The sequence below is a fragment of the Paraburkholderia caledonica genome, assembly GCF_000383275.1.
GTDB lineage: Bacteria > Pseudomonadota > Gammaproteobacteria > Burkholderiales > Burkholderiaceae > Paraburkholderia > Paraburkholderia caledonica.
The window spans coordinates 516,019-540,374 of the sequence record NZ_KB911036.1; the positions used below are offsets into that span (position 1 = coordinate 516,019).

The 24,356-nt window shown below is 61.4% G+C and carries 21 protein-coding genes; 16 read left to right on the forward strand and 5 right to left on the reverse strand.

Translation table 11 applies throughout. The features are described from left to right. Positions 1 to 377 precede the first annotated feature (377 nt). Positions 378 to 824 carry a lytic transglycosylase domain-containing protein gene (locus H281_RS0112190; protein WP_027804521.1) on the forward strand — a complete coding sequence of 149 codons (447 nt, stop codon included), beginning with the start codon at positions 378 to 380 and terminating at the stop codon, positions 822 to 824. Between the two features lie 241 nt (positions 825 to 1,065). Beyond that, entirely contained in the window at positions 1,066 to 2,382 is a 1,317-nt protein-coding gene (locus tag H281_RS0112195) for a GTP-binding protein (RefSeq protein WP_020067391.1), read from the forward strand. A gap of 139 nt (positions 2,383 to 2,521) precedes the next feature. On the opposite strand, the gene H281_RS0112200 is transcribed toward H281_RS0112195, so the two are convergent. After that, a complete protein-coding gene (locus tag H281_RS0112200) occupies positions 2,522 to 2,800 on the reverse strand; it encodes an HU family DNA-binding protein (RefSeq protein WP_006050811.1) in 279 nt (92 codons plus the stop codon). A 413-nt stretch (positions 2,801 to 3,213) separates the two neighbouring features. Between H281_RS0112200 and mnmC the strand changes: the two genes are divergently transcribed. From mnmC to H281_RS0112240, 7 genes are all read left to right on the forward strand, one after another. Continuing rightward, positions 3,214 to 5,193 (forward strand): bifunctional tRNA (5-methylaminomethyl-2-thiouridine)(34)-methyltransferase MnmD/FAD-dependent 5-carboxymethylaminomethyl-2-thiouridine(34) oxidoreductase MnmC, encoded by a 1,980-nt coding sequence (gene mnmC / locus H281_RS0112205; RefSeq protein ID WP_020067392.1) that lies wholly within the window; start codon positions 3,214 to 3,216, stop codon positions 5,191 to 5,193. A gap of 865 nt (positions 5,194 to 6,058) precedes the next feature. Then, on the forward strand, positions 6,059 to 7,264 hold the full coding sequence (locus H281_RS0112215) for a cation:proton antiporter (protein ID WP_020067394.1): 1,206 nt from the start codon (positions 6,059 to 6,061) through the stop codon (positions 7,262 to 7,264). A 98-nt stretch (positions 7,265 to 7,362) separates the two neighbouring features. Then, positions 7,363 to 8,478, forward strand: coding sequence for a YbdK family carboxylate-amine ligase (locus H281_RS0112220; RefSeq protein ID WP_020067395.1), 1,116 nt, complete (start codon positions 7,363 to 7,365; stop codon positions 8,476 to 8,478). A gap of 537 nt (positions 8,479 to 9,015) precedes the next feature. Then, positions 9,016 to 9,654, forward strand: coding sequence for a MarR family winged helix-turn-helix transcriptional regulator (locus H281_RS0112225; RefSeq protein WP_027776893.1), 639 nt, complete (start codon positions 9,016 to 9,018; stop codon positions 9,652 to 9,654). Positions 9,655 to 9,780: 126 nt separating this feature from the next. Next, on the forward strand, positions 9,781 to 10,494 hold the full coding sequence (locus H281_RS0112230) for a glutamine amidotransferase (RefSeq protein WP_020067397.1): 714 nt from the start codon (positions 9,781 to 9,783) through the stop codon (positions 10,492 to 10,494). A 195-nt stretch (positions 10,495 to 10,689) separates the two neighbouring features. Next, the gene (locus H281_RS0112235) at positions 10,690 to 11,802 is read left to right on the forward strand and encodes an NADH:flavin oxidoreductase/NADH oxidase (protein ID WP_020067398.1); all 1,113 of its coding nucleotides are present in this window, start codon (positions 10,690 to 10,692) and stop codon (positions 11,800 to 11,802) included. 276 nt (positions 11,803 to 12,078) lie between these two features. Then, the gene (locus tag H281_RS0112240; RefSeq protein WP_027804522.1) at positions 12,079 to 12,609 is read left to right on the forward strand and encodes an SET domain-containing protein; all 531 of its coding nucleotides are present in this window, start codon (positions 12,079 to 12,081) and stop codon (positions 12,607 to 12,609) included. Positions 12,610 to 12,672: 63 nt separating this feature from the next. On the opposite strand, the gene H281_RS0112245 is transcribed toward H281_RS0112240, so the two are convergent. Both H281_RS0112245 and H281_RS0112255 read right to left on the reverse strand, forming a co-directional pair. Continuing rightward, positions 12,673 to 14,175 carry a sensor histidine kinase gene (locus H281_RS0112245; RefSeq protein ID WP_020067400.1) on the reverse strand — a complete coding sequence of 501 codons (1,503 nt, stop codon included), beginning with the start codon at positions 14,173 to 14,175 and terminating at the stop codon, positions 12,673 to 12,675. 132 nt (positions 14,176 to 14,307) lie between these two features. Beyond that, positions 14,308 to 14,994 (reverse strand): response regulator, encoded by a 687-nt coding sequence (locus H281_RS0112255; protein WP_013590077.1) that lies wholly within the window; start codon positions 14,992 to 14,994, stop codon positions 14,308 to 14,310. A gap of 171 nt (positions 14,995 to 15,165) precedes the next feature. Between H281_RS0112255 and H281_RS0112260 the strand changes: the two genes are divergently transcribed. Further along, positions 15,166 to 15,390: a DUF3717 domain-containing protein gene (locus H281_RS0112260; RefSeq protein WP_020067401.1), complete on the forward strand. Its 225-nt coding sequence runs from the start codon at positions 15,166 to 15,168 to the stop codon at positions 15,388 to 15,390. 92 nt (positions 15,391 to 15,482) lie between these two features. Further along, complete coding sequence (locus tag H281_RS0112265; protein ID WP_020067402.1) at positions 15,483 to 15,974, forward strand: Lrp/AsnC family transcriptional regulator; 492 nt, start codon at positions 15,483 to 15,485, stop codon at positions 15,972 to 15,974. Positions 15,975 to 16,001: 27 nt separating this feature from the next. Here H281_RS0112265 and H281_RS0112270 read toward each other — a convergent pair whose 3' ends face one another. Both H281_RS0112270 and H281_RS0112275 read right to left on the reverse strand, forming a co-directional pair. Then, positions 16,002 to 16,538, reverse strand: coding sequence for a class IV adenylate cyclase (locus H281_RS0112270; protein WP_020067403.1), 537 nt, complete (start codon positions 16,536 to 16,538; stop codon positions 16,002 to 16,004). Positions 16,539 to 16,780: 242 nt separating this feature from the next. Next, entirely contained in the window at positions 16,781 to 17,680 is a 900-nt protein-coding gene (locus H281_RS0112275) for a LysR family transcriptional regulator (RefSeq protein ID WP_020067404.1), read from the reverse strand. Between the two features lie 154 nt (positions 17,681 to 17,834). Here H281_RS0112275 and H281_RS0112280 point away from each other — a divergent pair, with 154 nt between their 5' ends. The 5 genes from H281_RS0112280 (at position 17,835) to H281_RS0112300 (ending at position 24,270) form a co-directional block, all read left to right on the forward strand. Further along, the gene (locus H281_RS0112280) at positions 17,835 to 19,373 is read left to right on the forward strand and encodes a CoA-acylating methylmalonate-semialdehyde dehydrogenase (RefSeq protein ID WP_020067405.1); all 1,539 of its coding nucleotides are present in this window, start codon (positions 17,835 to 17,837) and stop codon (positions 19,371 to 19,373) included. Positions 19,374 to 19,474: 101 nt separating this feature from the next. Further along, complete coding sequence (locus H281_RS0112285) at positions 19,475 to 21,187, forward strand: GMC family oxidoreductase (protein WP_020067406.1); 1,713 nt, start codon at positions 19,475 to 19,477, stop codon at positions 21,185 to 21,187. A gap of 278 nt (positions 21,188 to 21,465) precedes the next feature. Continuing rightward, positions 21,466 to 22,245, forward strand: a complete 780-nt coding sequence (locus H281_RS0112290; protein ID WP_020067407.1) for an ABC transporter ATP-binding protein — start codon at positions 21,466 to 21,468, stop codon at positions 22,243 to 22,245. After that, complete coding sequence (locus H281_RS0112295; RefSeq protein WP_020067408.1) at positions 22,242 to 23,000, forward strand: ABC transporter ATP-binding protein; 759 nt, start codon at positions 22,242 to 22,244, stop codon at positions 22,998 to 23,000. Before H281_RS0112290 ends, H281_RS0112295 begins: the two co-directional genes overlap by 4 nt. Before the next feature lie 55 nt (positions 23,001 to 23,055). Then, positions 23,056 to 24,270: an ABC transporter substrate-binding protein gene (locus H281_RS0112300; protein ID WP_020067409.1), complete on the forward strand. Its 1,215-nt coding sequence runs from the start codon at positions 23,056 to 23,058 to the stop codon at positions 24,268 to 24,270. Positions 24,271 to 24,356 lie beyond the last annotated feature (86 nt).

The following is a 24,356-nucleotide window of genomic DNA, read 5'->3' on the forward strand; positions in this document are numbered from 1 at the left end:
GCCATCCAATGTCCGAAAAAAGTGAACAGTAACAGTTTTTCATGTCGGATTTGTCACAAATGGAAAGGCGCCGAGAGTTTCCTCCAGCATCCGCCCGCTTCGTCGGGACATTGAAAGGCAACCGATACGCACTGAAAACCGCGCCGGAACTTCGTGTTCCGCGCTCTTATGTCTGTTAGCTAACTTGACGGGTATCGGCCTGCCGGTATCATACGAGCCGTTCGAGCCGCCGGTTCGCTGTTGCCAACGCGGGTTTTCCCCGATGTTGCGTCAACGCCCGACCACAGTGCGGTTTCCGGCTTCCTGCGTCTGAACAATGGCCGACGCAACGCATTACGAAGCCTTACCCTTGCGGTTTTGCCAAGTCAGCTTGACCGATGAATCGATCCCTCGTTACCGCCCTGGCAGGAATTACCTTGTTGGCATTAGCCGGGCCGGCGCGCGCCGATTGTTTCGACGAGGCAGCGAAATATCAGAAGGTCAATCCGCTGATTCTGCGCGCGATCGCGTGGCAGGAGTCGCACAATCGGCCGGACGCGCAGCACAAGAACGCGAATGGTTCGACCGACTACGGCGTCATGCAGATCAACTCGATTCACTTGCCCACGCTTGCTCAATACGGCATCTCGCAGGGCACGCTGATGGAGCCGTGCAAGAACGTCTATATCGCGGCCTGGCATCTGCGCCGTCAGATGAACAAGTACGGCAATACGTGGCAAGCGATCGGCGCGTATCACTCGGAGACGCCCTCGTTGCGCGACAAGTACGCGCAACAGATCGCCGCGATTCTGCGCAAGTGGAACCTGATGCCGGCTGTGCGCTGAGTGGCTTGTTGATTACGCCACTGGGCGGCACGCTGATTAGTCCTTTGACTGCCCGTTGATCCGCCCGCCGATCGACCCGGTCCATAGCCGGCTGCCGGCCGCTGGCTGCTTGCCTTCCCGGATTTGATGCACAATGCGGCTTCGTGCTGCCGCCGGCGCTCGAGCGTCGATCCCGTTTCGACGCTCACGCAGCAATGCTGCGCCCGGCAAGCCCTCCAATTTCCAGCTTTCCCGTACTGCGATGAACCAGCCGCCATTGCCCGTCACCGTGCTCTCCGGTTTTCTGGGCGCCGGCAAGACCACGCTCCTGAACCACATCCTCGCGAATCGCGCCGGCTTGCGGGTCGCCGTGATCGTCAACGATCTGGCCGCCGTCAATATCGACGCGACGCTGGTACGAGACGCCGCCGCGCTTTCGCATAGCGAAGAGAAGCTGGTCGAATTGTCGAATGGCTGCATCTGCTGCACGCTGCGCGACGATCTGCTGGTCGAGATCAAACGCCTCGCCGCGGAAAAACGCTTCGACGCGATTCTGATCGAGTCGACCGGCGTGGCCGAGCCCATGCCGATCGCTGAAACATTCACGTTCGTCGACGACGACGGCGCGTCGCTATCCGACGTCGCGCGGCTCGATACGATGGTGACGGTGGTCGACGCGTTCAACTTCCTGCGCGATTACGGCTCGGCAGATGCGCTTGCCGAACGGGGCATTGCCGCCACCGAAGAGGACGACCGCACGCTGGTCGAGTTGCTGGTCGAGCAAATTGAATTCTGCGACGTGCTCGTGGTGAACAAGGCCGATCTGGTCAGCGCCGACGAACTCACGCGTCTGCAACGCATTCTCGCGCGAATCAACCCGCGGGCGGTGCAGGTGGTGAGCCGCTTCGGCGCCGTGCCGCTCGATCAGGTGCTGAACACGGGCCGCTTTGATTTCGACGAGGCGTCGAGCACGCCTGGCTGGCTTGCGGCGCTCAACAGCGATGAACACGAGCACGCGCACGGGCATAGCCATCACAGTGAAGCCGACGAGTTCGGCATCGGCAATTTCGTTTATCGCGCGCGTCGTCCGTTTCATCCGGAACGCCTGTGGGCGCTGCTGCATGAGGAGTGGAAGGGCGTGTTGCGCAGCAAAGGCTTTTTCTGGCTCGCGACGCGTAACGACATCGCCGGTTCGCTGTCTCAGGCGGGCGGCGCCTGCCGGCACGGTCCCGCGGGCATGTGGTGGGCGGCCCAGGACCGCAGCGAATGGCCCGAAGCCGACGACGAACTGGCCGCTGAAATTGCCGCCGACTGGCACGGCGCGCCGGACGACCTGAGCATCGGCGACCGTCGGCAGGAGCTGGTGATGATCGGTGTGGGTATCGACCCGGCGCTGTGGTCCGCGAAATTCGACGCGTGCCTTCTCACCGACGCCGAATACGCCTTAGGACCGCAAGGCTGGCAGCAGTTCGCCGACCCGTTCCCAGCGTGGGATTTCGACGGAGACGATCACGATCATGACCACCACGGCCATGACCACGACCACGGTCACGGCGAGGTCACGCATCGCCACGACTGAGCGGCCTTTCGTATTAGCGTGAAAGCCGAGATCCGGGCCGCGGCGCAGCACCGCGCCCGTCTCGCGCAACCTTCACGGGCGGAGCGCAGGCGAAAAAAACCCGCCGTTGGCGGGTGTCAACTGCCTGGCAGTAATCTGCTTAGCGCTTGTTGACTGCGTCTTTGAACGCCTTGCCAGCCGTGAACTTGACGGTCTTTGCGGCCGGAATCTTGATGGTTTCGCCCGTCTTCGGATTGCGACCCGTACGCGCTGCGCGCTTGCCCGAACCAAAGCTGCCGAAGCCGATCAACTGGACCGCGTCACCCTTCGACACAGACTTCTTGATCACTTCAAGCAACGTGTCCAGCGTTTCACCGGTTTGAGCCTTGCTGGCGCCCGTCTGTCCTGCGACGGCGTCGATCAGTTCCTGTTTGTTCATTAAGGTTCCTTTCTGAGTTTAGGTTGACACGAACAGCGCGAACGCGCCGATTATACGTGCGCGCGCCACGCCGTTAAGCAGCTACGGCTCCGGAGCCCCTCCGGATCGAAAGCGCCGGACAGCAAGTGTCCGTCGGCCGTGCTGCCGCTCCTCTCGCGGCGCTTGCTATGATAGCGCAGCGCAAACCCAATCAGGACAAGGGTTTCGAAGAATTACGCGGTTTTAGAACAGATACAGCAAGGAAACGGTACTTTTTGCGTATCTGAGCACGCCGCGAGCGCCGAAACCCAGCACGGACGGGGCTTTGACGTTGGTTTTTGCCAACGCTCAGCGCGTCTTCTTCGCCGCCCGGCGAGCCGCGCGCCGGCGGTAACGTTCGACCCGCTCGTCGCGGGCGTCACTTTGCGTCACGCATGACCGATCCGCTAATCCCCGCCGTCCTCTCGTTCCGGGACAACGGCACACCGTTTTCGCCCCTCTACGACGATATCTATCACAGCGCCGTCGGCGGTCTGGAGCAGGCCGACCATGTGTTTCTACGCGGAAATGCGCTGCCCGAACGCTGGCACGGGCGGCGCATTTTCACCGTGCTGGAAACGGGCTTTGGCATGGGCATCAACTTCCTGGTGACGTGGGCTGCGTGGCGCGCAGATCCGTCGCGTTGCGAGCGACTCCATTTCGTATCCACCGAAAAACATCCGTTCACGCTCGCCGATCTGCGTCGGGCGTACGCCGCGACCATCGGCGATCCGGCGATAGCGGCGCTCGCGCAATCGCTCGCTGACGAATGGCCGATGCTCGTGCCAGGCACGCATCGAATCGAGTTCGAAGATGGACGCGTAGTCCTCACACTAGTCTTCGGCGATGCTCAGCAAAGCTTGCAGACCCTGCGCTTGCGCGCCGACGCGTTCTACCTGGACGGCTTCGCGCCGGCGAAAAACCCCGAACTGTGGACGCCCGCCGTCTTCAAGTCGCTGGCGCGGGTCGCGGGCGAGGGCGCGACTTTCTCGACATACAGCAGCGCCGGCGACATCAAGCGCGCGCTAACCCAGTGCGGGTTCGAGTATCGCAAGGTCGAAGGCTTCGGCTGGAAGCGGGCAATGCTGGCCGGCCACTTCGCGCCGCGATGGCGCGTTCGCCGTCATGAACCGCCGTCGCCGGTCGGACCACTCGCGCCCGGCGAGCGGCATGCGGTCGTGATCGGTGCCGGTCTGGCGGGATGCTCGGTGATCGAGCGGCTCGCCGCTCGCGGCTGGCGCGTGACGTCGCTGGAACGGCACGCGTCGGTTGCGCAGGACGCGTCGGGCAATCCGGCCGGCGTGTTCCATCCGATGATTTCGCGCGACGACAGCGTCGCTTCGCGCGTCACACGCGCCGGCTTCCTGTATGCGCTCAGGCGCTGGGCGGCGCTCGAACGGCTCGGTTACGCGCCGTCACGCGGCGCGCCGGGCCTGATGCAGATCGCCGAGAACGACGACGAAGCGCACTCCATGAGCGAAGCCATCGCGGCGTTGCGCTACCCGCCGGAATTCGTCACGCCGGTCTCCGCCGCGGATGCGCAAAAGCTCGCCGGCGTGCCGCTCGCGCGGGGCGGCTGGCTGTTTCCCCACGGCGGCTGGATCGACCCGGCATCGCTTTGTGCCGCGCAGTGTGCCGCGGCGGGCGATCTGCTCGAACGGCGCTTTGGAGTAGATGTCGGACGCGTCGAGCGTTTGGGCAACCAGTGGAGCGTGTTCGATACCAGCGGTAAAGAGCTGGTGCGCGCGCCGGTTGTCATCGTCGCCGGGGCACACGATGCGGCTCGCATCGCCGGGTTGCAGCATGCGCCGACTCGCAGCATACGCGGGCAACTCACTTTGCTGCCCGCGGGCTCGGCGCCCTCGCTCGGGTTGCCGGTGATCGGCGACGGCTACGCGATACCGCTACCCGACGGCGTCACGCTGACGGGCGCCACGTATGAACTCGACGACACCGATACGTCGCTTCGGCCCGGCGGTCATCTGGAAAATATCGAGCGCGTTGCGCAGATGATGCCCGCGTTCGCAGATGTTGCCGCGAATGCCGATCCAGCAGCGCTCGCCGGCCGAGTCGCATTTCGCTGCGTGACGAGCGACCGCATGCCGATGATCGGCAACGTCGCCGATGAAGCGCTCGCCACGCGCGACGCCGAGCGTTTGCGCGGCGCATGGCCGCTCGATTTGCCACGGATGGAAGGCCTTTACAGCGCGTTCGCCTATGGCTCGCGTGGTCTCGTGTGGGCGGCGCTCGGCGCGGAACTGATCGCCTCGCAGATAGAAAGCGAGCCTTGGCCGCTGGAGCGCGATCTCGCTGAAGACATCGACCCCGCACGCTTTCTGTTGCGGGCGTTGCGGCAGGGAAGCATCGCCAGTTAATGGTCGTGTCTGAGTGCGGCCGGTTATCCACCGCAAATTGTGGATAACCGCATTGTTTACCTGCGCAACTCGTGTGGAACCGTTGTGGATGTAAACGGGGTAACTCGACCGCCGTCGAAATCCGCGAAAAGTTACCCTCGTATACGCGCTGCCATCGCACACGCTGTGCTTGCCGTTATGAACTTTGCAAGACGCTGATTTACTTCGGTAAACATCGGTTATCCACAGAATCCAGTGCAGCTTGTTAACTGTTACTACGTATACATACAGTAAACACGTAAACAGCAAGGCCCGAGCTGATTCACGCGTTGACGCCCGCATCAAACCCTCCCGGCGCGGTGTGCGACTCTGTCTAATCACTGTCCTGAAAAACACATGCCGACGGCGCAAACTTCGTCGGCAAGCGTCGCAACACCGCCGGCGATGAGTCCAAAGGAGCGGGAAAAACGGTCGCTTTTTCCACACGTCGGCAAGATAAAGTATGTTTTTACCGTTTTGCCTGCATGTTGGCGTCTTTTCGGTTAAAGCTGAAAAAGCTATGGCACAATCGCCGTTCTTTTCCGCGTGGTGCCTGCTCTCGCAGTACCCGCAGCAACGGAACGGTGCCGTTCAATCAGACTCTGATTCAACGTCGACGGCGTTCTTTCACCGTGCCGTGCTGGTTGCTACGGCCGCACCCCTGAATGCGCCGGCTCCCTGCGACTGCGGCGCGTTCGAATCATCTGCTCGTTGAAAACTCGCAACGCGGATCACGCGAATCGTTTGCGAAAGTGAGCGCCTTGTGCGCGCACCCGCTTGCCGGTGTTCGCGCCGGTTTGCGCCGGTTCGTGTCATCTGCCGTTGCTGCAAAGGAGAACCCATAACGATGAATTCGGCGTTTTCATTTTTCCCCGCCTGGCCGCTCGCACCCGACGCCATTTTCTGGGCGGGGCTCGCATTGCTTGCCGCGGGTTTATGCGGCGAACTCTGTTATCGCGCGTGGCGTTTGCCGCGTATTTCCGGCTATGCGGTCATCGGTCTGATTGCCGGCGCGGCGGGATCCGGTGTGATCGACGCAGAATCGGCCAAGGCCGCGCGACCGTTGCTCGATGTCGCGCTCGGCTTGCTGCTGTTCGAACTGGGAAGCCGGCTCGATTTGCGCTGGATCCGCCGTAACCCGTGGCTCGTCATGTCGAGCGTCGCCGAAGCGACACTGACTTTCGCACTGGTTTTGCCGGTGCTGCTGTTCCTGAACGTGCCGTTAATGGTGGCGACCGTGCTCGCCGCAATCGCCATGGCGACGTCGCCTGCAATGGTGATCCAGCTCAAGACCGAGCTCCGCGCGGAAGGTCAGGTCACGCAGCGTTTGCTGACGCTCACTGCGTTGAACAGCATGTATGCGGTGGTAATCGAAAAACTGGTATCGAGCTGGTTGCATCAGGAAGCCTACGGCAACGTCTTTGCGACAATCCTTCAGCCGCTTTATCTGCTTGCCGGCTCGCTGGTGCTCGCGTATCTGCTCGCGCGCACCTGTACGTTCTTTTATCGCCGGATGAACATGCAGGACGAGCATTCGTTCGTCGCGCTGTTCGGACTCGTGCTGCTCGCGATTGCGGTCGCGCATCTGTTCAAGCTGTCGACGATTCTCGCGCTGCTTGCCGCCGGCATTATTGTGAAAAATCTGGAGGCGCGGCCGCAATTGTGGCCTCAGCATTTCGGCACCGCAGGGTGGCTTCTCACCGTGATTCTGTTCGTGCTGACGCTCACGTCGTTCGAGTGGAAAGACATTGCGCTCGGCGGTGTTGCCGCGCTGGGCCTGATTGTTGCGCGTCTTGTCGCGAAACTTGTCGGCGTGCTCGCCTTTGCGAAGCCGAGCGGTCTGAACTGGAAGCAGGGCATGGCGCTCGGTCTGTCGTTGTCGCCGATGTCGGCACTGGCCTATTTGCTGGTCGACGACACGTACAACCTTTATCCGAACTTCGATCCGCAACTCCGGGCGATTGTCATGTGTTCGATCGTCGTGCTGCAAATTCTCGGGCCATGGCTCGTGTATCGCAGCCTCGCGCTGGTCGCCGAACGGCGCGAAGAATAAGCGTTTCGCGCTTTCGGCCGCGCATTAATCCACATATTCGCTCAAATAAACGGCTGGGCGCCTGACAACTGCCCGGCCGACCTCACTCAGGGGACGCTATGTCACTCGAACCCTTCATCGATTCGAAGCCGTTTACTTTCGGTGTCGAACTCGAGATGCAGATCGTCAATACGCATGACTATGATCTGACCAAAGCCGGCTCGGATCTGCTGCGCCTCGTCAAGGATCAGAAGATCCCCGGCAACATCACGCCGGAAATCACCGAGAGCATGATCGAGCTGTCCACCGGCATTTGCACGACGCACGAACAGGCGCTCGCCGATCTGCGCAAGATCCGCGATACGCTCGTTTCGGCGGCCGATCATCTGAACGTCGGCCTATGCGGCGGCGGCACGCACGCTTTCCAGCAATGGAGCGAGCGGCAGATCGTGGATACGCCGCGTTTTCAATATCTTTCGGAGCTGTACGGCTATCTGGCCAAGCAGTTCACGGTGTTCGGCCAGCACGTGCACATTGGCTGCCCCGATCCGGACAGCGCGCTGTTCCTTCTGCATTCCATGTCACGCTTCATCCCGCACTTCATTGCGTTGTCGGCATCGTCGCCGTTCGTGCAGGGCGTGGACACCGGCTTTCATTCGGCACGCCTGAATTCCGTGTTCGCTTTTCCGCTCTCGGGCCGCGCGCCGTTCGTGCTGACATGGGACAGTTTCGAGGAATACTTCTCGAAGATGGTCCATACCGGCGTCGTCAACAGCATGAAAGATTTCTACTGGGACATCCGGCCGAAGCCCGGCTTCGGCACCATCGAAGTACGCGTGATGGATACGCCGCTGTCGGTGGATCGCGCGGCGGCAATTGCGTGCTACATCCAGACGCTCGCACGCCATCTGTTGCTCGACAAGCCGATCACTCCGCACGAAGACGATTACCTCGTCTACACGTTCAACCGTTTCGAGGCATGCCGCTTCGGACTTGCGGGCACTTGCATCAATCCGCAAACCGGCGAACGCAAGACGATTGCCGAAGACATTCTCGAAACGCTCGATCTGATCGCACCGCACGGCGAGGCGTTGGCCTCGGGCCACGCACTGGCCGAGATCGGCACGATTGCACGCGGCCAGGTCAACGACGCAACGTGGCTCAGAGGCGTGGTCGAAGAAGAAAAGTCGCTGCATGAGGCGGTTCGCCAGCAGTGTCTGAAGTGGCGGGCATAACGAGGCGCGGGGCGCGCTTCGTATTCAAACGTAAGAAACCCGCCGACGGCGGGTTTTTTTTCGTAATTAAATTTTCCAGTTCGGGGCCCTTAAGGTTTTTCGAATTTGTACGTATACATACGTAGTAGTAGTTAACAAGCATTGCCACGGGCTGTGGACAACTGAATAATTCCCTGCAAAGTCAAGGCGCTGCGTAAACCATAAGTAGGCCGTTGAGCAGTGCGCGGGCGGCGGTAAACGAGGACAACTTAAGACCGGTAAACTTGCAGCAGACGCTTATCAAGAATCGGCGCACATGTATTCCCCCATGTTGTCCCATGGTTATCCACAACTTGCATGGGATAACTTAGCTGTACGATTCGCCGCTCTCGCATAGAATGTCGTCTTAACTGCTTTGGCTTGCAAGGCGGTGAATTTTTGAGATAGTCGAATCCGTCTCGTCCTGTTTTGGGCGGGGCTACCCCACACAGGCTACGGGCGTTCCCGGCGAATAAGTCCGGCACCGCACAAAAGCTGTAAATAAACGAATCGAAGATTATGAGCGAAGGCGTATACGGAGAACAGGCAACCGGGCGAGTCACCCACAGTCTCTTGCGACTGAGCACGGCCATGCGAAGCCAGGCTTGGGAGTGGGCGGAGGGCGCGGGTCTTACACCCACGCAGGGCGAAATCCTGGTTCTGTTGATGCAGCGGAAGGGCCCGATGCGGCTCGGAGAAATCGCGCGTGAAACGGCGTTGACCGCCGCTACCACGAGCGACGCCGTCAGCACGCTTGAAACCAAGGGGCTTGTCGAAAAGCGCCGCGCACTCGACGACGGCCGCGCGCTCGCCGTCCGCCTGACCGCTCGTGGCCGCACAGCCGCCAAGCGCGCTGCGCAATGGCCGGACTTTCTAGCCAAAGCAGTCGGCACCTTGCGCGACGACGAGCAAGCCATGTTCTACCGCACGCTGCTCAAGACGGTTCATCAACTGGAAGCGCAGGGCCACATTCCGCCCCACCGCATGTGCCTGAGCTGCACGCATTTCGAGCCCAGCAAGAATCCGAAGAAGACGCCGCATCACTGCGCGCTTCTCGATCTGAACATGGCGGACACGGACCTGCGTCTCGATTGCGCGGTGCATGAAACCGCTGACGCCGCTACGCAGAAGAAGACCTGGAAGATCTTCGCCCAATAAGGCGGCTGCTTTCCTGACAATCCGCTACACTGCAAAGCCGGTTCCGGCAGGCGGCCTTCGCCGCCCGCCCAGCCGTTCGGCGCCGCGTAGCGGCAGGTCTCCAGTCAACCGCGAAGTGAGAGGCTGATGAATCAGGAAGTTCTGGCCATTCGCCACGTGTACTTCGAAGATCTGGGCAGTCTCGAACTGGTGCTCGGCGAGCGTGGACGTCCCGTCCGTTATCTCGACGTCGGCTTTGCGCGCATTGAAGCGCCGAATCCCGTCTCGCCATCGTTGATGGTGGTGCTCGGTGGCCCGATCAGCGCCACCGACGACGCGCTTTATCCCTCCCTCGTGCCGCTGCTCTCGATGATCGAAAAACGCATCGAGGCAGGGCTGCCTACACTCGGCATCTGTCTCGGCGCGCAATTGATCGCGCGTGCGCTTGGGGCGCGGGTCTATCCCGCGGGTCATGTCGAACTGGGCTGGGAACCGCTCACGCTGACCGATGCCGGGCGCGCATCGCCGGTGCGTCATCTCGATGGCGCGCAGACATCCATGCTGCATTGGCATGGCGATACCTTCGATCTGCCCGCCAACGCCACGCGTCTTGCATCCACGAGCGCGTGCGAAAACCAGGCGTTTGCATGGGGCGACCATGTGCTCGCGTTGCAATGTCATCCCGAGATTCGCGCTGACCGCTTCGAGCCCTGGCTGATCGGCAACGCCGGTGAGCTCGTCGGCCATGGAATCGACGCACGCCAGTTGCGCGCGGAGACTGCGCAATTCGGTCCGGCTCTGGAAGCCGCCGCTTGCCGCATGTTCGGCGAATGGCTGGATCAGGTGGAACGCAAGCCCTGAGCGGGAGCGGATCTCGGGACTGAAGCTGGCGCCGCGTTGACAGGTCCAAGCGGTGGCTCGAGCGTCCCGTTTGTCTGACCGCCTGAACACGATCGGCAGTCGCAACGCCGACTCTTATCGACACCTCGCTGCCTGCAGCAAACGACCTGCGGTGCTATGCTCGTTCGCTCTCGGGTTTTAACTGGGCGGTGATCCATGAGCGCGCTATTTTCTCCACTCACGCTGCGTAGCGTGACGCTTCCGAATCGCATCGTCGTGTCGCCGATGTGCCAGTATTCCGCCGAACGCGGCGAGGCTACCGCGTGGCACATGATCCACCTTGGCAGTCTTGCGTTATCCGGTGCCGGCATGTTGTGCATCGAAGCGACGGCCGTCGAGCCGGACGGCCGCATTACGCCGGCGGATCTCGGTTTATGGGACGACGCCACTGAAGCTGCGCTCAAGCCGGTGCTCGCCGCGATTCGCAAGCATTCGCATATCAACGTGACGATGCAGCTCTCGCATGCGGGGCGCAAGGCTTCGAGCCAGGCGCCGTGGGAAGGCGGTCAGTTGATTCCCGTATCGCAAGGCGGCTGGTTGCCGCACGCACCTTCGGCATTGCCGCACAAGGCTGGCGAGGAGCCGCCGCTGGCGCTCGACACGCCGGGGCTTAACCGCATTCGTGAAGCCTTCGCGGCATCGGCCCGCCGCGCGGCGCGCCTCGGTATCGACGCACTGGAAGTGCATGCCGCTCACGGCTACCTGTTGCATCAGTTTCTGTCGCCGCTCGCGAACCAACGTGACGACGACTACGGCGGTTCGCTCGAAAACCGCATGCGCTTTCCGCTTGAAATCTTCGACATCGTGCGCGCATCGTTTCCCGCCGACAAACCAGTTGGCGTGCGCGTGTCCGCGACGGATTGGGTCGAAGGCGGCTGGTCGCTCGAAGACACGATCGCGTTTGCGCAGGAGTTGAAAAAGCGCGGCTGCGACTGGATCGACGTGTCGTCCGGAGGCGTGTCGCCATTGCAGAAGATCCCGCTTGAACCCGGCTATCAGATTCCGTTCGCGAAGGCCGTCAAAAAAGCGACGGGCCTTACGACCATTGGCGTCGGACTCATCACAGATCCGCTTCATGCCGAGCAACTGATCGAAGAGGGCGACGCCGATCTGATCGCACTGGCCCGTGCGCTGCTGTATAACCCGCGCTGGCCGTGGCACGCCGCGGCACAACTTGGGGCGACGGTTGAAGCGCCTCCGCAGTACTGGCGTTCGCAACCGCGCGAGCAAAAGGCGCTGTTTGGCGAGATTTCGTTCGGACAAAGATGAAGCCGCACATCGCCATGACGTGGGCACAACGCGGGCGATACGAGGGCATAACGAGCGGATAACGAGGGCATGACGCGGCCACACGTTTTTGACGGTTGAACGAAGCCGTCTTCAGCGTGTAGGATGCCGGATGTGGCGCATGAGCGTCGCAAGTCGACGCGGCGCTCGCAGGGCGCCGCGTTTGCTATCAGCGCCAGAAAAAATCAGCGCGTCAGACGCGGGCGTTTTCCGACGGCTGCCGGACTTCATCCCCAGTTCTTCACAAGGATTCATTCAATGAGTTCACGCAGGATCGCCGTGCGTCGTTCAGGTGTGCACGGCAAAGGCGTGTTTGCGCTCGAACCGATTGCGGCCGGTGAGCGGCTAATCGAATACAAGGGCGAGCGGATTTCCTGGAAAGAAGCGTTGCGCCGTCATCCGCATAATCCTGACGAACCGAACCACACGTTCTACTTCGCGCTCGACAGCGGCAAGGTGATCGACGGCAAGGTGAACGGCAACAGCGCGCGCTGGATCAACCACTCGTGCGCGCCGAACTGCGAAGCCGAAGAGATCGACGGTCACGTGTATGTGCACGCACTGCGCGACATCGCCGAGGGCGAGGAGATTTTCTACGACTACGGCCTCGTAATCGACGCGCGTCAGACCAAGAAGCTCAAGAAGGAATACGAATGCCGTTGCGGCTCGCGCAAATGCCGCGGCACGATGCTCGCACCGCCCGAGAAAGAGAAGGGTGCGGCCAAAACGGCCAAGTCTGCTAAATCGGCTAAATCAACGAAGGTGGCGAAGAAGGCCAAGAAGAAGTAGCGCCCGAGTTGCTCCGTTCGTCATGCGAATGACGGCGAGGCAACCCGTTCAGCAGACACACAGCTACATATCGACCGGCGCTGAATGCGCCGGTTTTTTTTCGTGGCGCTGCACGTCGTCTTTCTGGCCAGCCGGAACGGCGGCATGCACGAGCGGAATACGCACGATGAAACGCGCTCCGCCTTCCGATGCGTCTTCGTAATGCACGCTGCCGTGATGTAACGCCATGATGTCGTGAACGATCGCGAGGCCGAGACCGGCGCCGCCGTCCACACCGTTATCGCTCTGACCGTCGCCGCGGAAGAACCGCTTGAAGAGATCGGCTTGCTGCGTGTGAGGCACGCCCGCGCCGTTGTCTTCGACGACGATTTCGGCCATGCGGACGTCGTCGATCACAGTCTGCGAGACCGTGACCGTGATGCGCCCTCCATCGAAGCGCGACGGCGGCACATACTTCAGTGCGTTATCCAGCAGATTCGCGATTACTTCGTGAAGCAGAACCGGATTGCCGCGCGCGATCAACGGATGGTCGTTGGTCGGGTCGTCGAGCCGTTGAAAACCCAAGTCGATGTGCGAAGTCAAAGCGCGAGGCACCCATTCCGCGCCGGTATCGAACGCGAGCGCGGCCATATCCACGTTCACAAAACGTGCAGCCTGCTCGGCCGGCTCCGCGCGCGCAAGAGACAGCAGCTGATTCGACAGACGCACCGCGCGGTCGGCCGCCGCACGCAGTTCGCGCACCGCTGCGAGCGTTTGCCGAGGATCGCGCGCAGTGGCCGCCTGCTCCGCATGCAACTTGACGGCGGTGAGCGGCGTGCGCAACTGATGCGCGGCATCGGCGATAAATTTGCGTTGGCCGTCGAGCGCGGTTTTCAGCCGGTCAAGCAGCGCGTTCACAGCGCCAGTCAGCGGCCGGATTTCGACGGGCACATAGGTTTCGTCCACCGGTTCTAGCGACGTGTGAGTTTGCCGGTTCAGCGAGTCTGCGAGATCGGTTAGGGGATTGAGCTGCTGATTGACCACTCGCCAGACGATCACCCAACCGGCGAGCAGCAGCAACAGCAGCGGCATCATGATGGCGACGAGGAATTCGGCCGCGATACGAAAACGGTGGTGCACCGGCTGCCCGACTTCGACGACGATCGGATTGCCGACCGGCTGATCGACCCGCACTTGCGCGACGCGGACGGTGACGCCCTGGTGCTGGGTTTCGAACACATACGCGTAATGCATGCGCCGAACGCTCGTGCCTTGCAGTGGAAGGCTCTTATCGCCCGCGATTTCGGTTTCGCCATTGCTGATCCGGTAGACGAGATGCTCGACCGGATCCGAGAACATGGCCTGCGCGAGCGGCGGCACGGTGATCGGCGCTTCGGGGCCCGCAATCTGGATCTGCTTGGAGATCGCGGTCGCGAGGTCGGCGAGCGAGCGGTCGACCACGTGCTGCGTGTACTGCCACGCGAGCCAGTAGGCGATCAGGCCGCTCATGAGCGCGAGCAGCGAAAGAGGAGCAGCGAGGCGCCGCAGCAGCGTGCGGCGCAGACTATTGGCGGCCGGCTGGGGCATGATCGAACGCGCGGGAAGAGTGCAGGCGCAACGCGCCGTGAAGTTTCGCCGGATGCCGGCGAATCGCGCAAGCAGTGCGCTGCGCCGGCCCGGCGCCGTCGGGCCGCAATCGGATTGCGGCCTTCACGACGATTATGCGGCCTGGCGGATTTCCTGCAACAGATAACCGAAGCCGCGCACCGTGACGATTTCGACACGGCAGTTCTCGAGCTTTTTGCGCACACGGTGCACATAGACCTCGATTGCGGTGTCGCCGAGATCGCCGCCGAAATGCGTGAGGTGATCTTGTAGTTGCGCCTTGCTGACCACGCGGCCGTGGCGCAGCAGCAGCATTTCGAGCACGGCGAATTCGCGCGGCGACAGTTCGAGCGGCTTGTCGTCGTTGAAAATGCGGCGATCGACGCCCGATAAACGCACGCCGCCCAGCGACACTTCCGGACGCGGCATGTCGCCGTGCGGGCCGCTACGGCGCATTACCGCGCGAATACGCGCTTCGAGTTCGGTGGGCTCGAACGGCTTCAGCATGTAGTCGTCGGCACCGGAATTCAGGCCTTGCACACGGTCGTTCAGCTCGTCACGCGCGGTGAGGATGATCACCGGAGTGTGGCGATTGCTCTGACGGAAGCGCGAAAGCAGCGTCATACCGTCGATGCCCGGCAAGCCGAGGTCGAGAATCACCAGTTCGTGCCGGTTTTGCGTGAGGGCCTGTTCGGCGAAAATGCCGTCGTGGACCATGTCGACGGTGAAGCCGGCTTGTTCGAGACTGCTTTGGATGCCGCGCGCGATGGGACGGTCATCTTCGATCAGAAGGAGTCGCATGGATTTCGCTCAAGTACAATGGGTTTAGGCGTTTGGGCAAGCGGTTCGCCGGGGCGCCTGCTACACAGATCTGCTACACGGACCGCGTGTGGTGTGGCTGTGCCCAACTGGCGTAACCGGCCACGAAGCAGTCGTCGAGCAGCCTGCTGGCGCACACCGGTAATCGAAGCCATGTCCGAGATAAGCATTCACGAACTGGAAGCGGCGATCAACTTCTGGCGCGCCCGCTCACCTTCGAGCGGAGACGAACTCGTTCTGTGCAAGGAGGCAAGCGCGCTCTCCAAGCCGTATGCGCTCCTGATTGTACAGCGTCAGAACACGCTCACGCGTGATGGTTTGGACGCGTTTGCGCAGCAAGCGTGGGATTCTTACGTGCGCCTTAAGAATAGCCTGTAGAACTGAAGGTTTGAGCCCCGCGTCGCCTGCAAAGCCCTTTCAATACGACGAATTCTTTAACACGCGGTAATACAGTCGATGAAATTCCCTACATGCTAGAACTCGATCACTTCGATCTTGCACTCCTCGACGTACTGCAGCGCTTCGGGCGCGCAACGCATCAGCAACTGGCAGAACAGGTGCCGCTGTCGCCGTCGCAAATCGGACGGCGATTGCAGCGGCTGGAACAGATCGGTGTGGTGGACGGTTATCGGGTGGTGTTGCGGCCCGAGAAACTGGGCCTTGGCGTGACGGCTTTTACGAGCCTGAAGCTCAAGCATCATGGCGATTCGATCATCGAGCAATTCCAGCAGCAGATCGACACCTTGCCCGAAGTGCTGGAATGCCATGCGGTGGTAGGCGACGCCGACTATCTGCTGCGTATCGTCGCGCCCGACCTGAACTACCTGTCCACCTTCGTGATGAAGAAGCTGATGCGCGTGCCGGGCGTCGACAGCGTGCGCTCGAACATCGTACTCACCACGTTCAAGCGCAACGGGCCATTGCCGCTTGGCCATCTGTCGCCGGGAACGGCCGCCGCCTGACGCACGCACGGTGGCCGCGCGCGCGGTTTATGCGACTTGCGTCGGCGCGCTGTCCGGGCTCAGCAAATCGACGTAGGCGACCGCAACCAGATCCGATTCCGGAACGCCGAGGCTCGCGAACATTGCGTGCGCTTCGGCCTGACCGTCTTCTTCATTGTCGTCTTGGGCGAGCACCACTTCGAGTTCCACGAAATCGCCGAGACCGTCGACGCGATCCAGATGAATGCGCGTGCGCCCTGCCAGATACACGTGCCGCTCCTTGGTCACGATGCCGCGCGTTGTCAGCGCAGTGGCAAGCAGCGCGTGCATGGCTTCGGGGTTCGTCACAGGACTGCGCGTGTAATACGACGCCTTGGGCCCGTCGCGGTCGTCACGCTGATAGAAGATCAGTTCGGCGGGCGTGCCGTCGTCGAACTGGCGCAGCTTAAGGCGCCCGCGCGGCACGTCGTAGAAAAAATCCTGCTGGCGGAAGATTAAAGGCGTGTCCGGCGCGAGCTGCGCCGCGCGTTCGCGCAGTTGCTCGAAATGTTGCGCGCGGGCTTTTATTTCGATGTTGCGTGCCATGTCAGGCTCCTGTCGAAGAATTGAGTGGTCGGCGGCTTGTGCTGTGAGCGGCGCCAAGCCGCCGGGAAGGACAGAGTCGGTTGGAACGAAAGGGGTGAGGGCGGGTGCCAACGGCGTGCGCGCGTGAGAGAACCGTCAATCTAACAAAAACTGCATGACGCCGCGGTTTAAGCCCGCCATGATCCGGTGGAATTCACGCGAACGCTGTCATGAGGACCGCTCATATCGCAGCCGCAAAGCGTTCAGCCGGTCCATTGCTGTTCGATGAGCTTGAGCGCGGCGGCTATCGCCGGCTCGTCCTTACGTTCGTCGAGCGTGATGAAGCTCAGTTGCGTGGGCACGGTAATGCCTTCGACGATGGTCAACGCGTGCGCGTGAGCCTCGGCGATCGCAATCGCATCGCGCGCGAGCGTCAGGCCCACGCCGGATTTGACGAGATCCAGCATCGACGGCTCCTGATCCACCTCCGCGACCTTCACCGGTTTCACGCCGGCCTCCCCAAAAGCGCGGGACAGCAAGCGGTTGTGTGCGGAAGCGGGCGGCGTCCAGATCCACGGAAAGGCGGCGAGCGAGCGCCAGTCGCGCGCGCCTTTCACGCGGTCTCTCCAGCCGGCGGGCGCGAGCACGCGGTACTGGAACCGTGTGAGCGTCAATGTGTGGAAGGCGGGCCCATCGCGCGCATCGTCTTCGGAAGGCACGCCAATGTAGTAGCCGACGTCCAGTTCGCCTGCGCGGACCTGATCGAGCACCCAGCCCGACATGCCGTGCCGCAAAGCAGTTTCGATGTGCGGCCACGTCTCCACCAGTTGCTTGAGGAAACCCCCGAGGCGCAGAAATTCGGGATCGAGAATCGTGCCGATGCGCAAGCGTCCGCGCACTTCCTGGCGCAGCGATTGCGCCGCTCGTTGCACGTCGCCCGCCGCGGCCAGCGCACGCTCGGCGTGCGGCAGAAGCGCCTGGCCGTCACGGGTCAACGAGAGTCCATGCGAGGTCCGCGTGAACAGCGTCACGCCCAGCGTCTCCTGCAAATGCTTGATTTGCAGGCTAACGGCCGGCTGGGTCAAATGCAGTTGCACCGCAGCACGCGTGAGGTTGCCCTCGCGTGCAACCGTGACGAACGCGCGTAGCAGAGTCAGATCCATCCACTGATATTAACGCCGCTTATGGTCCAGTTGAGCATTACTCATTGGATTTCGCGGGGCGAAGCGCCTTACGCTGGCGTTTGAGCACGCCAGCGTCTTGGCGGAAGAGTCTCAGCAGCCATCTGTGAATGGCCTACCACCGAGAGGACAGAACATGAGCGAGACATATCAGGAAGAAGGCGTCCGCGCGGACGCCGGCACACGCGCGCTAACCCACTTCATCAACGGCAAGGCGATTGACGGAACGAGCGGCCGTTTCGGCGACGTCTTCAATCCCGCACTGGGCGACGTCGCGGCACGTGTGCCGCTCGCAAGCGTCGCTGAAGTTGATGCCGCTGTGGCCGCCGCTTACGCCGCGTTTCCCGCCTGGAGCGAGACCGCGCCGATCAAGCGGGCACGGGTGCTGTTCAAGTTCAAGGAATTGCTGGACCGCCATCACGACGAACTCGCGGAACTGATCACGCGCGAACACGGCAAGGTGTTCTCCGACGCGAAGGGCGAGGTGATGCGCGGCATTGAAGTGGTCGAGTTCGCATGCGGTATTCCGAATCTGTTGAAGACGGACTTCACGGACCAGATCGGCGGTGGCATTGACAACTGGAACCTGCGTCAACCGCTCGGTGTAGTCGTCGGCATTACGCCATTCAATTTTCCGATGATGGTGCCGTGCTGGATGTTCCCGGTCGCGATAGCTTGCGGCAACACGTTCGTGCTGAAGCCTTCGGAGCGCGATCCGTCGGCGTCGAACCGTCTCGCGGAATTACTCAAGGAGGCCGGCTTGCCGGACGGCGTGTTCAACGTCGTGCACGGCGATAAGGTTGCGGTCGATGCGCTGCTCGTGCATCCCGACGTAAGCGCTGTTTCGTTTGTCGGCTCCACGCCGATCGCCGAGTACATCCACACGGAAGGCACGAAGCACGGCAAGCGCGTGCAGGCATTGGGCGGCGCCAAGAATCACCTCGTCGTCATGCCGGATGCCGATCTCGACCAGGCCGTCGACGCTCTGATCGGTGCTGCATACGGATCGGCGGGCGAGCGCTGCATGGCGATTTCCGTCGCCGTTGCGGTGGGACATATCGCCGATGAACTGATCGAGCGGCTCACGCCTCGCGTAGAAAGCCTGAAGATCATGAACGGTATGGAATCGGCCGCCGAAATGGGACCGTTGGTGACCGCCGTGCATCGTGAGAAAGTGGTCGGCTATATCGAAGCGGGCATCGCGGAGGGCGCGAAGCTCGTGGTCGATGGCCGCGGTCATCGAGTGGACGGTCACGAGAAAGGCTTCTTTCTCGGCGGTACGCTGTTCGACGATGTATCGACTGATATGAAGATCTATCGCGAGGAGATTTTCGGACCAGTGTTATGCGTGGTACGCGTGCCGGACTTTGCGTCTGCGGTGGAATTGATCAACGCCAACGACTTTGCCAACGGCGTCTCGCTCTTCACCTCGGATGGCGGCATTGCGCGCGCCTTTTCGCGGCAGATTCAGATCGGCATGGTCGGCATCAATGTGCCGATTCCCGTGCCGATGGCGTGGCATTCGTTCGGCGGGTGGAAGAAGTCATTATTCGGCGATCACCACGCATACGGCGAGGAAGGCGTGCGGTTCTACACACGCTATAAGAGCATCATGCAGCGCTGGCCTGACAGTATCGCGAAGGGTGCTGAGTTCACCATGCCGGTTGCAAAGTAGTTGGAGATGTTGACCTTCGGCGGCGGCGATCCTGTCGCGCCGAAGGCATCGATAAAAACCGGTCCTACATAGGCCGGGAAAAATGATTAGGAGACGGAACAATGAGCAACGCGCAAGCCGCGTCTTCCGGGCGGCGTCTTGAAGGCGAATTCGACTACATCATCGTCGGCGCTGGGACGGCGGGCTGCGTGCTCGCCAATCGCCTGACCGAAGATCCGGATGTGCAGGTGTTGTTGCTCGAAGCGGGCGGCAAAGACGACTATCACTGGATTCACGTGCCGGTCGGCTATCTGTACTGCATCGGCAACCCGCGTACTGACTGGCTCTATAAAACGCAGGCGGAACCGGGCCTGAACGGCCGCGCGCTTTCGTATCCGCGCGGCCGCGTCCTGGGCGGCAGTTCGTCGATCAACGGAATGATCTATATGCGCGGCCAGCGCGAAGATTATGACGAGTGGGCGCGCGTCACGAACGACGCATCATGGTCGTGGAATTCCGTGCTGCCGGTTTTCAAACGCAGCGAAGATCACCACTCGGGCGAGAGCGAATCGCATGGCGCCGGGGGACCGTGGCGCGTTGAGAAGCAACGCCTCAAATGGAAGATTCTCGAAGAGTTTTCGAAGGCCGCGCAAGAGACCGGCATTCCTGCCACCGACGACTTCAATCGCGGCGACAACACGGGCGTCGGTTACTTCGACGTCAATCAGAAGCGAGGTATTCGCTGGAACGCTTCTAAAGCATTTTTGCGCCCCGCAATGAAGCGCAACAATCTCACCGTCATCACCGGCGCACACACACAGCGCGTGGTATTCGACGGACGCCGCTGCACGGGCGTCGAATATCGCGGCAACGAAACAGAGTACTTTGCCAAAGCCCGCTGCGAAGTGATCCTGAGTTCGGGCGCCGTCAACTCGCCACAATTGCTGGAACTCTCCGGCATTGGTAACGGTGCGCGGTTGCAGAACCTTGGTATCGACGTAGTCAACGACCTGCGCGGCGTCGGCGAAAATCTTCAGGACCATTTGCAATTGCGCATGGCTTATCAGGTCGACGGTGTCCGCACACTCAATACCGCATCCGCGCATTGGTGGGGCAAGCTCATGATCGGCGTGCAGTACGCGCTTTTTCAAAGCGGCCCGATGTCGATGTCGCCGTCGCAACTCGGTGCATTCGCAAAGTCGGACCCCGACGATCGTTCGCTCACGCGTCCGGACCTCGAATATCACGTACAACCTCTTTCGCTGGATCGCTTCGGCGAACCGCTGCATCGGTTCAATGCATTTACGGCGTCGGTGTGTCAGTTGAGGCCCACTTCGCGCGGCAGCATTCATATTGAATCGACAGACGCCGCTGCACCGCCGCTGATCGCGCCGAACTATCTATCCACCGACTACGACCGCCATGTCGCGTCAAACGCGTTGCGTCTCACGCGTCGCATTGCGGCGGCACCGGCATTGGCCCGTTATCAGCCGCGGGAAATATTGCCGGGCATCGAATATCAAACCGAGGAAGAACTGCAGCGTGCAGCAGGACTGGTCGGCACGACGATCTTCCATCCGGTCGGCACATGCAGGATGGGCACGACCGACGATCCCGGCGCGGTCGTCGACAACAGGCTACGAGTTATCGGTGTAGACGGACTGCGCGTGGTCGACGCATCGGTCATGCCTACCATCACATCGGGCAATACAAACTCGCCCACCTTGATGATCGCCGAGCGCGCGAGCGACATGATCCGCGAGGATCGCCGTGCGCGCGTGGCCGGCAGCCTTGCTGCGCATGCGGGTCAGGCCGTGTCGATGTCCGCTGTGTGACACGCGCGATGACGAGGGCGGCACGCTTTGCGTGTCTCCAGTCGGAGACTACGGTGCGCAATCGCTCACACGCGTCATCCACTAAGTGCAAATCCCAATGAATGCGCTGCATCATTGGCGCGACAATGGCAGCCATGCTGCGTGTTGCCCCATGGATTACCGTCCGGATTGGTGCACCACGCCAACGAGCGAGCACGGGGTGCCGCCGTCCAAAAAAGTCGCGCAGGGTTTCGCGCGTAAGATCGTAGTGCTTCGCCTTACTCCGTATGGAAGGGAACATGATTCTCGGCGATACGATTCTCGAAACGCGCGGCCTCACTCGTGAGTTCAAGGGCTTCATTGCCGTGAACGGCGTGAACCTGCGCGTGCGCCGTGGCTCGATCCATGCGCTGATTGGTCCAAACGGAGCAGGCAAGACCACGTGCTTCAATCTGCTCACCAAGTTCCTCGAGCCGACGGCGGGCCAGATTGTCTTCAACGGCGAGGACATCACGAATGAGCGGCCAGCGCAGATCGCGCGGCGCGGCATCATCCGCTCCTTTCAGATTTCCGCTGTATTCCCGCATCTGACGGCATTGCAGAATGTGCGCATCGGTTTGCAGCGCTCGCTCGGCACCGCGTTCCATTTCTGGAAGAGCGAGCGCACGCTGCGCCAACTCGACGACCGGGCAATGGACCTGCTTACGCAGGTCGGCCTGACTGATTTTGCCGACGTGTTGACCGTCGAGCTCTCATACGGTCGCAAGCGCGCGCTGGAAATTGCCACGACGCTCGCGATGGAGCCTGAGCTGATGCTGCTCGACGAACCGACGCAAGGCATGGGTCACGAAGACGTCGACCGCGTCACGGCGTTGATCAAAAAAGTGTCGAGCGGTCGCACGATCCTGATGGTCGAACACAACATGAATGTGATCGCAGGCATCTCCGACACCATCACTGTTCTGCAACGCGGTGAAGTGCTCGCCGAAGGCAGCTATGCAGAAGTGTCGAAGAATCCGCTCGTGATGCAAGCCTATATGGGCAGTGCCGACGCGGCGCTCGCCGGAGCCCACGCATGAATACAATTGCCGAGCGCGAAAGCCTCGAAGTGAGCGGCACCGCGGCGGGTGCGCCCGCGCTGGAGATCGCGGGTCTGCAGGCGTGGTACGGAGAGTCCCATATTCTGCACGGCGTCGATCTGACGGTGGACCGCGGCGAGGTCGTCACGCTGCTTGGCCGCAACGGCGCGGGGCGCACCACAACATTGCGCGCGATCATGGGCCTGACCGGACGGCGCACGGGTTCGATCCGCATCGGCGGACGTGAAACGATCAACCTGCCCACGCATCGCATCGCGCATTGCGGCATCGGCTATTGCCCCGAAGAGCGCGGGATTTTTTCGACCCTCTCGTGCGAAGAAAATCTGCTGCTGCCGCCGCCGGTTGGCGACAAGGCGCACATGATGTCGCTCGAAGAAATCTATTCGATGTTCCCGAACTTGCAGGAGCGTCGCATGAGCCAGGGCACGCGGCTCTCCGGCGGCGAACAGCAGATGCTCGCGGTCGCGCGTATCTTGCGCACCGGCGCGAGTCTGCTTCTGCTCGACGAAATCTCGGAAGGACTGGCGCCTGTCATCGTGCAGGCGCTTGCGCGCATGATCGTGACGCTCAAGGCGCGCGGCTACACGATCGTCATGGTCGAACAGAATTTCCGCTTTGCCGCGCCGCTTGCCGACCGCTTCTATGTGATGGAGCACGGTGCGATCGTCGAGCACTTCGGGGCAAGTGAACTCGAAAGCAAGATGCCGACACTGCACGATCTACTGGGCGTATAGACAGCGCGCGCCCAATTGCCTCTGATAACCACAAGCGATGAACCAGGAGACAGGAATGAAAAAGAACCCACTCGCGCGGCTTGCTTCAGTTTGTTTCGCGGTCGCCGCCGGCGCCGCTATCACCGTGAGCAGCGCACAAGCGGCTGACGATGCGGTAAAGATCGGCTTCATCACGGATATGTCGGGGTTGTATGCGGATATCGACGGTCAGGGTGGCCTCGAAGCCATTCGCATGGCCGTCGCGGACTTCGGCGGCAAGGTGAACGGCAAGCCGATCACGGTGCTGTACGCGGATCACCAGAACAAGGCCGATATCGCCGCTTCGCGTGCACGCGAATGGTTCGATCGTGAAGGTCTCGATCTACTGGTCGGCGGCACGAACTCTGCAACGGGTCTTTCGATGAACACCGTCGCTGGCGAGAAGCACAAGGTGTACATCAGCATCGGGGCGGGCGCCGACACGCTGACCAACGAGCAATGCACGCCGTACACAATTCACTATGCGTACGACACCACGGCGCTCGCGAAGGGCACGGGCTCCGCGGTGGTGAAGCAGGGCGGCAAGACGTGGTACTTCCTGACCGCCGACTACGCATTCGGCAAGGCGCTCGAAAAGAACACCTCGGACGTCGTGAAGGCGAGCGGCGGCCAGGTGCTGGGCACGGTGCGCCATCCGTTGTCGGCGTCGGACTTCTCGTCGTTCCTGTTGCAGGCGCAGTCGTCGAAGGCGCAGGTTCTCGGTCTCGCCAATGCGGGCGGCGACACGATCAACTCTATCAAGGCCGCGAAAGAATTCGGCATCACGAAGAGCATGAAGCTCGCTGCGTTGCTGATGTTTATCAACGACGTGCATAGCCTCGGTCTTGAAACCACGCAAGGCCTCGTGCTGACGGATAGCTGGTACTGGAACAAGGACGCGAACACGCGCAAGTGGGCACAGCGCTACTTCGACAAAATGCGCAAGATGCCGTCGAGTCTGCAAGCCGCCGACTACTCGGCGACGATGAATTATCTGAAGGCCGTGCAGGCAGTCGGTTCGACGGACGCCGACAAGGTCATGGCGCAACTGAAAAAGACCAAGATCGACGACTTCTACGCAAAGGGCTACATCCGTCAGGACGGCAGCATGATCCACGACATGTACCTGATGCAGGTGAAGACGCCGGGAGAATCGAAAGAGCCGTGGGACTACTACAAGATCACCGCGACGATTCCCGGCGAGCAGGCGTTCACGACGAAGTCGGAAACCCGCTGCGCGCTGTGGAAATAAGCGCGGGTTGAAGAGCTGACTGACGGCTGGCTGTCCGCGCGCGGGCGGGCAGCCGTCCGTTTCGGTTCTTTTCATATGCCGCGCGC

Excerpts from the sequence above, each read along its gene's own strand:
- H281_RS0112235 (WP_020067398.1), top strand. The coding sequence starts at position 10,690 with ATGAGCGCGCTATTTTCTCCACTCACGCTGCGTAGCGTGACGCTTCCG.
- H281_RS0112265 (WP_020067402.1), top strand. The coding sequence starts at position 15,483 with ATGCTAGAACTCGATCACTTCGATCTTGCACTCCTCGACGTACTGCAG.
- H281_RS0112195 (WP_020067391.1), top strand. The coding sequence starts at position 1,066 with ATGAACCAGCCGCCATTGCCCGTCACCGTGCTCTCCGGTTTTCTGGGC.
- H281_RS0112200 (WP_006050811.1), bottom strand. The coding sequence starts at position 2,800 with ATGAACAAACAGGAACTGATCGACGCCGTCGCAGGACAGACGGGCGCC.
- H281_RS0112295 (WP_020067408.1), top strand. The coding sequence starts at position 22,242 with ATGAATACAATTGCCGAGCGCGAAAGCCTCGAAGTGAGCGGCACCGCG.
- H281_RS0112225 (WP_027776893.1), top strand. The coding sequence starts at position 9,016 with ATGAGCGAAGGCGTATACGGAGAACAGGCAACCGGGCGAGTCACCCAC.
- H281_RS0112240 (WP_027804522.1), top strand. The coding sequence starts at position 12,079 with ATGAGTTCACGCAGGATCGCCGTGCGTCGTTCAGGTGTGCACGGCAAA.
- H281_RS0112255 (WP_013590077.1), bottom strand. The coding sequence starts at position 14,994 with ATGCGACTCCTTCTGATCGAAGATGACCGTCCCATCGCGCGCGGCATC.
- mnmC (WP_020067392.1), top strand. The coding sequence starts at position 3,214 with ATGACCGATCCGCTAATCCCCGCCGTCCTCTCGTTCCGGGACAACGGC.
- H281_RS0112230 (WP_020067397.1), top strand. The coding sequence starts at position 9,781 with ATGAATCAGGAAGTTCTGGCCATTCGCCACGTGTACTTCGAAGATCTG.
- H281_RS0112290 (WP_020067407.1), top strand. The coding sequence starts at position 21,466 with ATGATTCTCGGCGATACGATTCTCGAAACGCGCGGCCTCACTCGTGAG.
- H281_RS0112215 (WP_020067394.1), top strand. The coding sequence starts at position 6,059 with ATGAATTCGGCGTTTTCATTTTTCCCCGCCTGGCCGCTCGCACCCGAC.
- H281_RS0112245 (WP_020067400.1), bottom strand. The coding sequence starts at position 14,175 with ATGCCCCAGCCGGCCGCCAATAGTCTGCGCCGCACGCTGCTGCGGCGC.
- H281_RS0112280 (WP_020067405.1), top strand. The coding sequence starts at position 17,835 with ATGAGCGAGACATATCAGGAAGAAGGCGTCCGCGCGGACGCCGGCACA.
- H281_RS0112300 (WP_020067409.1), top strand. The coding sequence starts at position 23,056 with ATGAAAAAGAACCCACTCGCGCGGCTTGCTTCAGTTTGTTTCGCGGTC.
- H281_RS0112220 (WP_020067395.1), top strand. The coding sequence starts at position 7,363 with ATGTCACTCGAACCCTTCATCGATTCGAAGCCGTTTACTTTCGGTGTC.
- H281_RS0112190 (WP_027804521.1), top strand. The coding sequence starts at position 378 with ATGAATCGATCCCTCGTTACCGCCCTGGCAGGAATTACCTTGTTGGCA.
- H281_RS0112260 (WP_020067401.1), top strand. The coding sequence starts at position 15,166 with ATGTCCGAGATAAGCATTCACGAACTGGAAGCGGCGATCAACTTCTGG.
- H281_RS0112275 (WP_020067404.1), bottom strand. The coding sequence starts at position 17,680 with ATGGATCTGACTCTGCTACGCGCGTTCGTCACGGTTGCACGCGAGGGC.
- H281_RS0112270 (WP_020067403.1), bottom strand. The coding sequence starts at position 16,538 with ATGGCACGCAACATCGAAATAAAAGCCCGCGCGCAACATTTCGAGCAA.
- H281_RS0112285 (WP_020067406.1), top strand. The coding sequence starts at position 19,475 with ATGAGCAACGCGCAAGCCGCGTCTTCCGGGCGGCGTCTTGAAGGCGAA.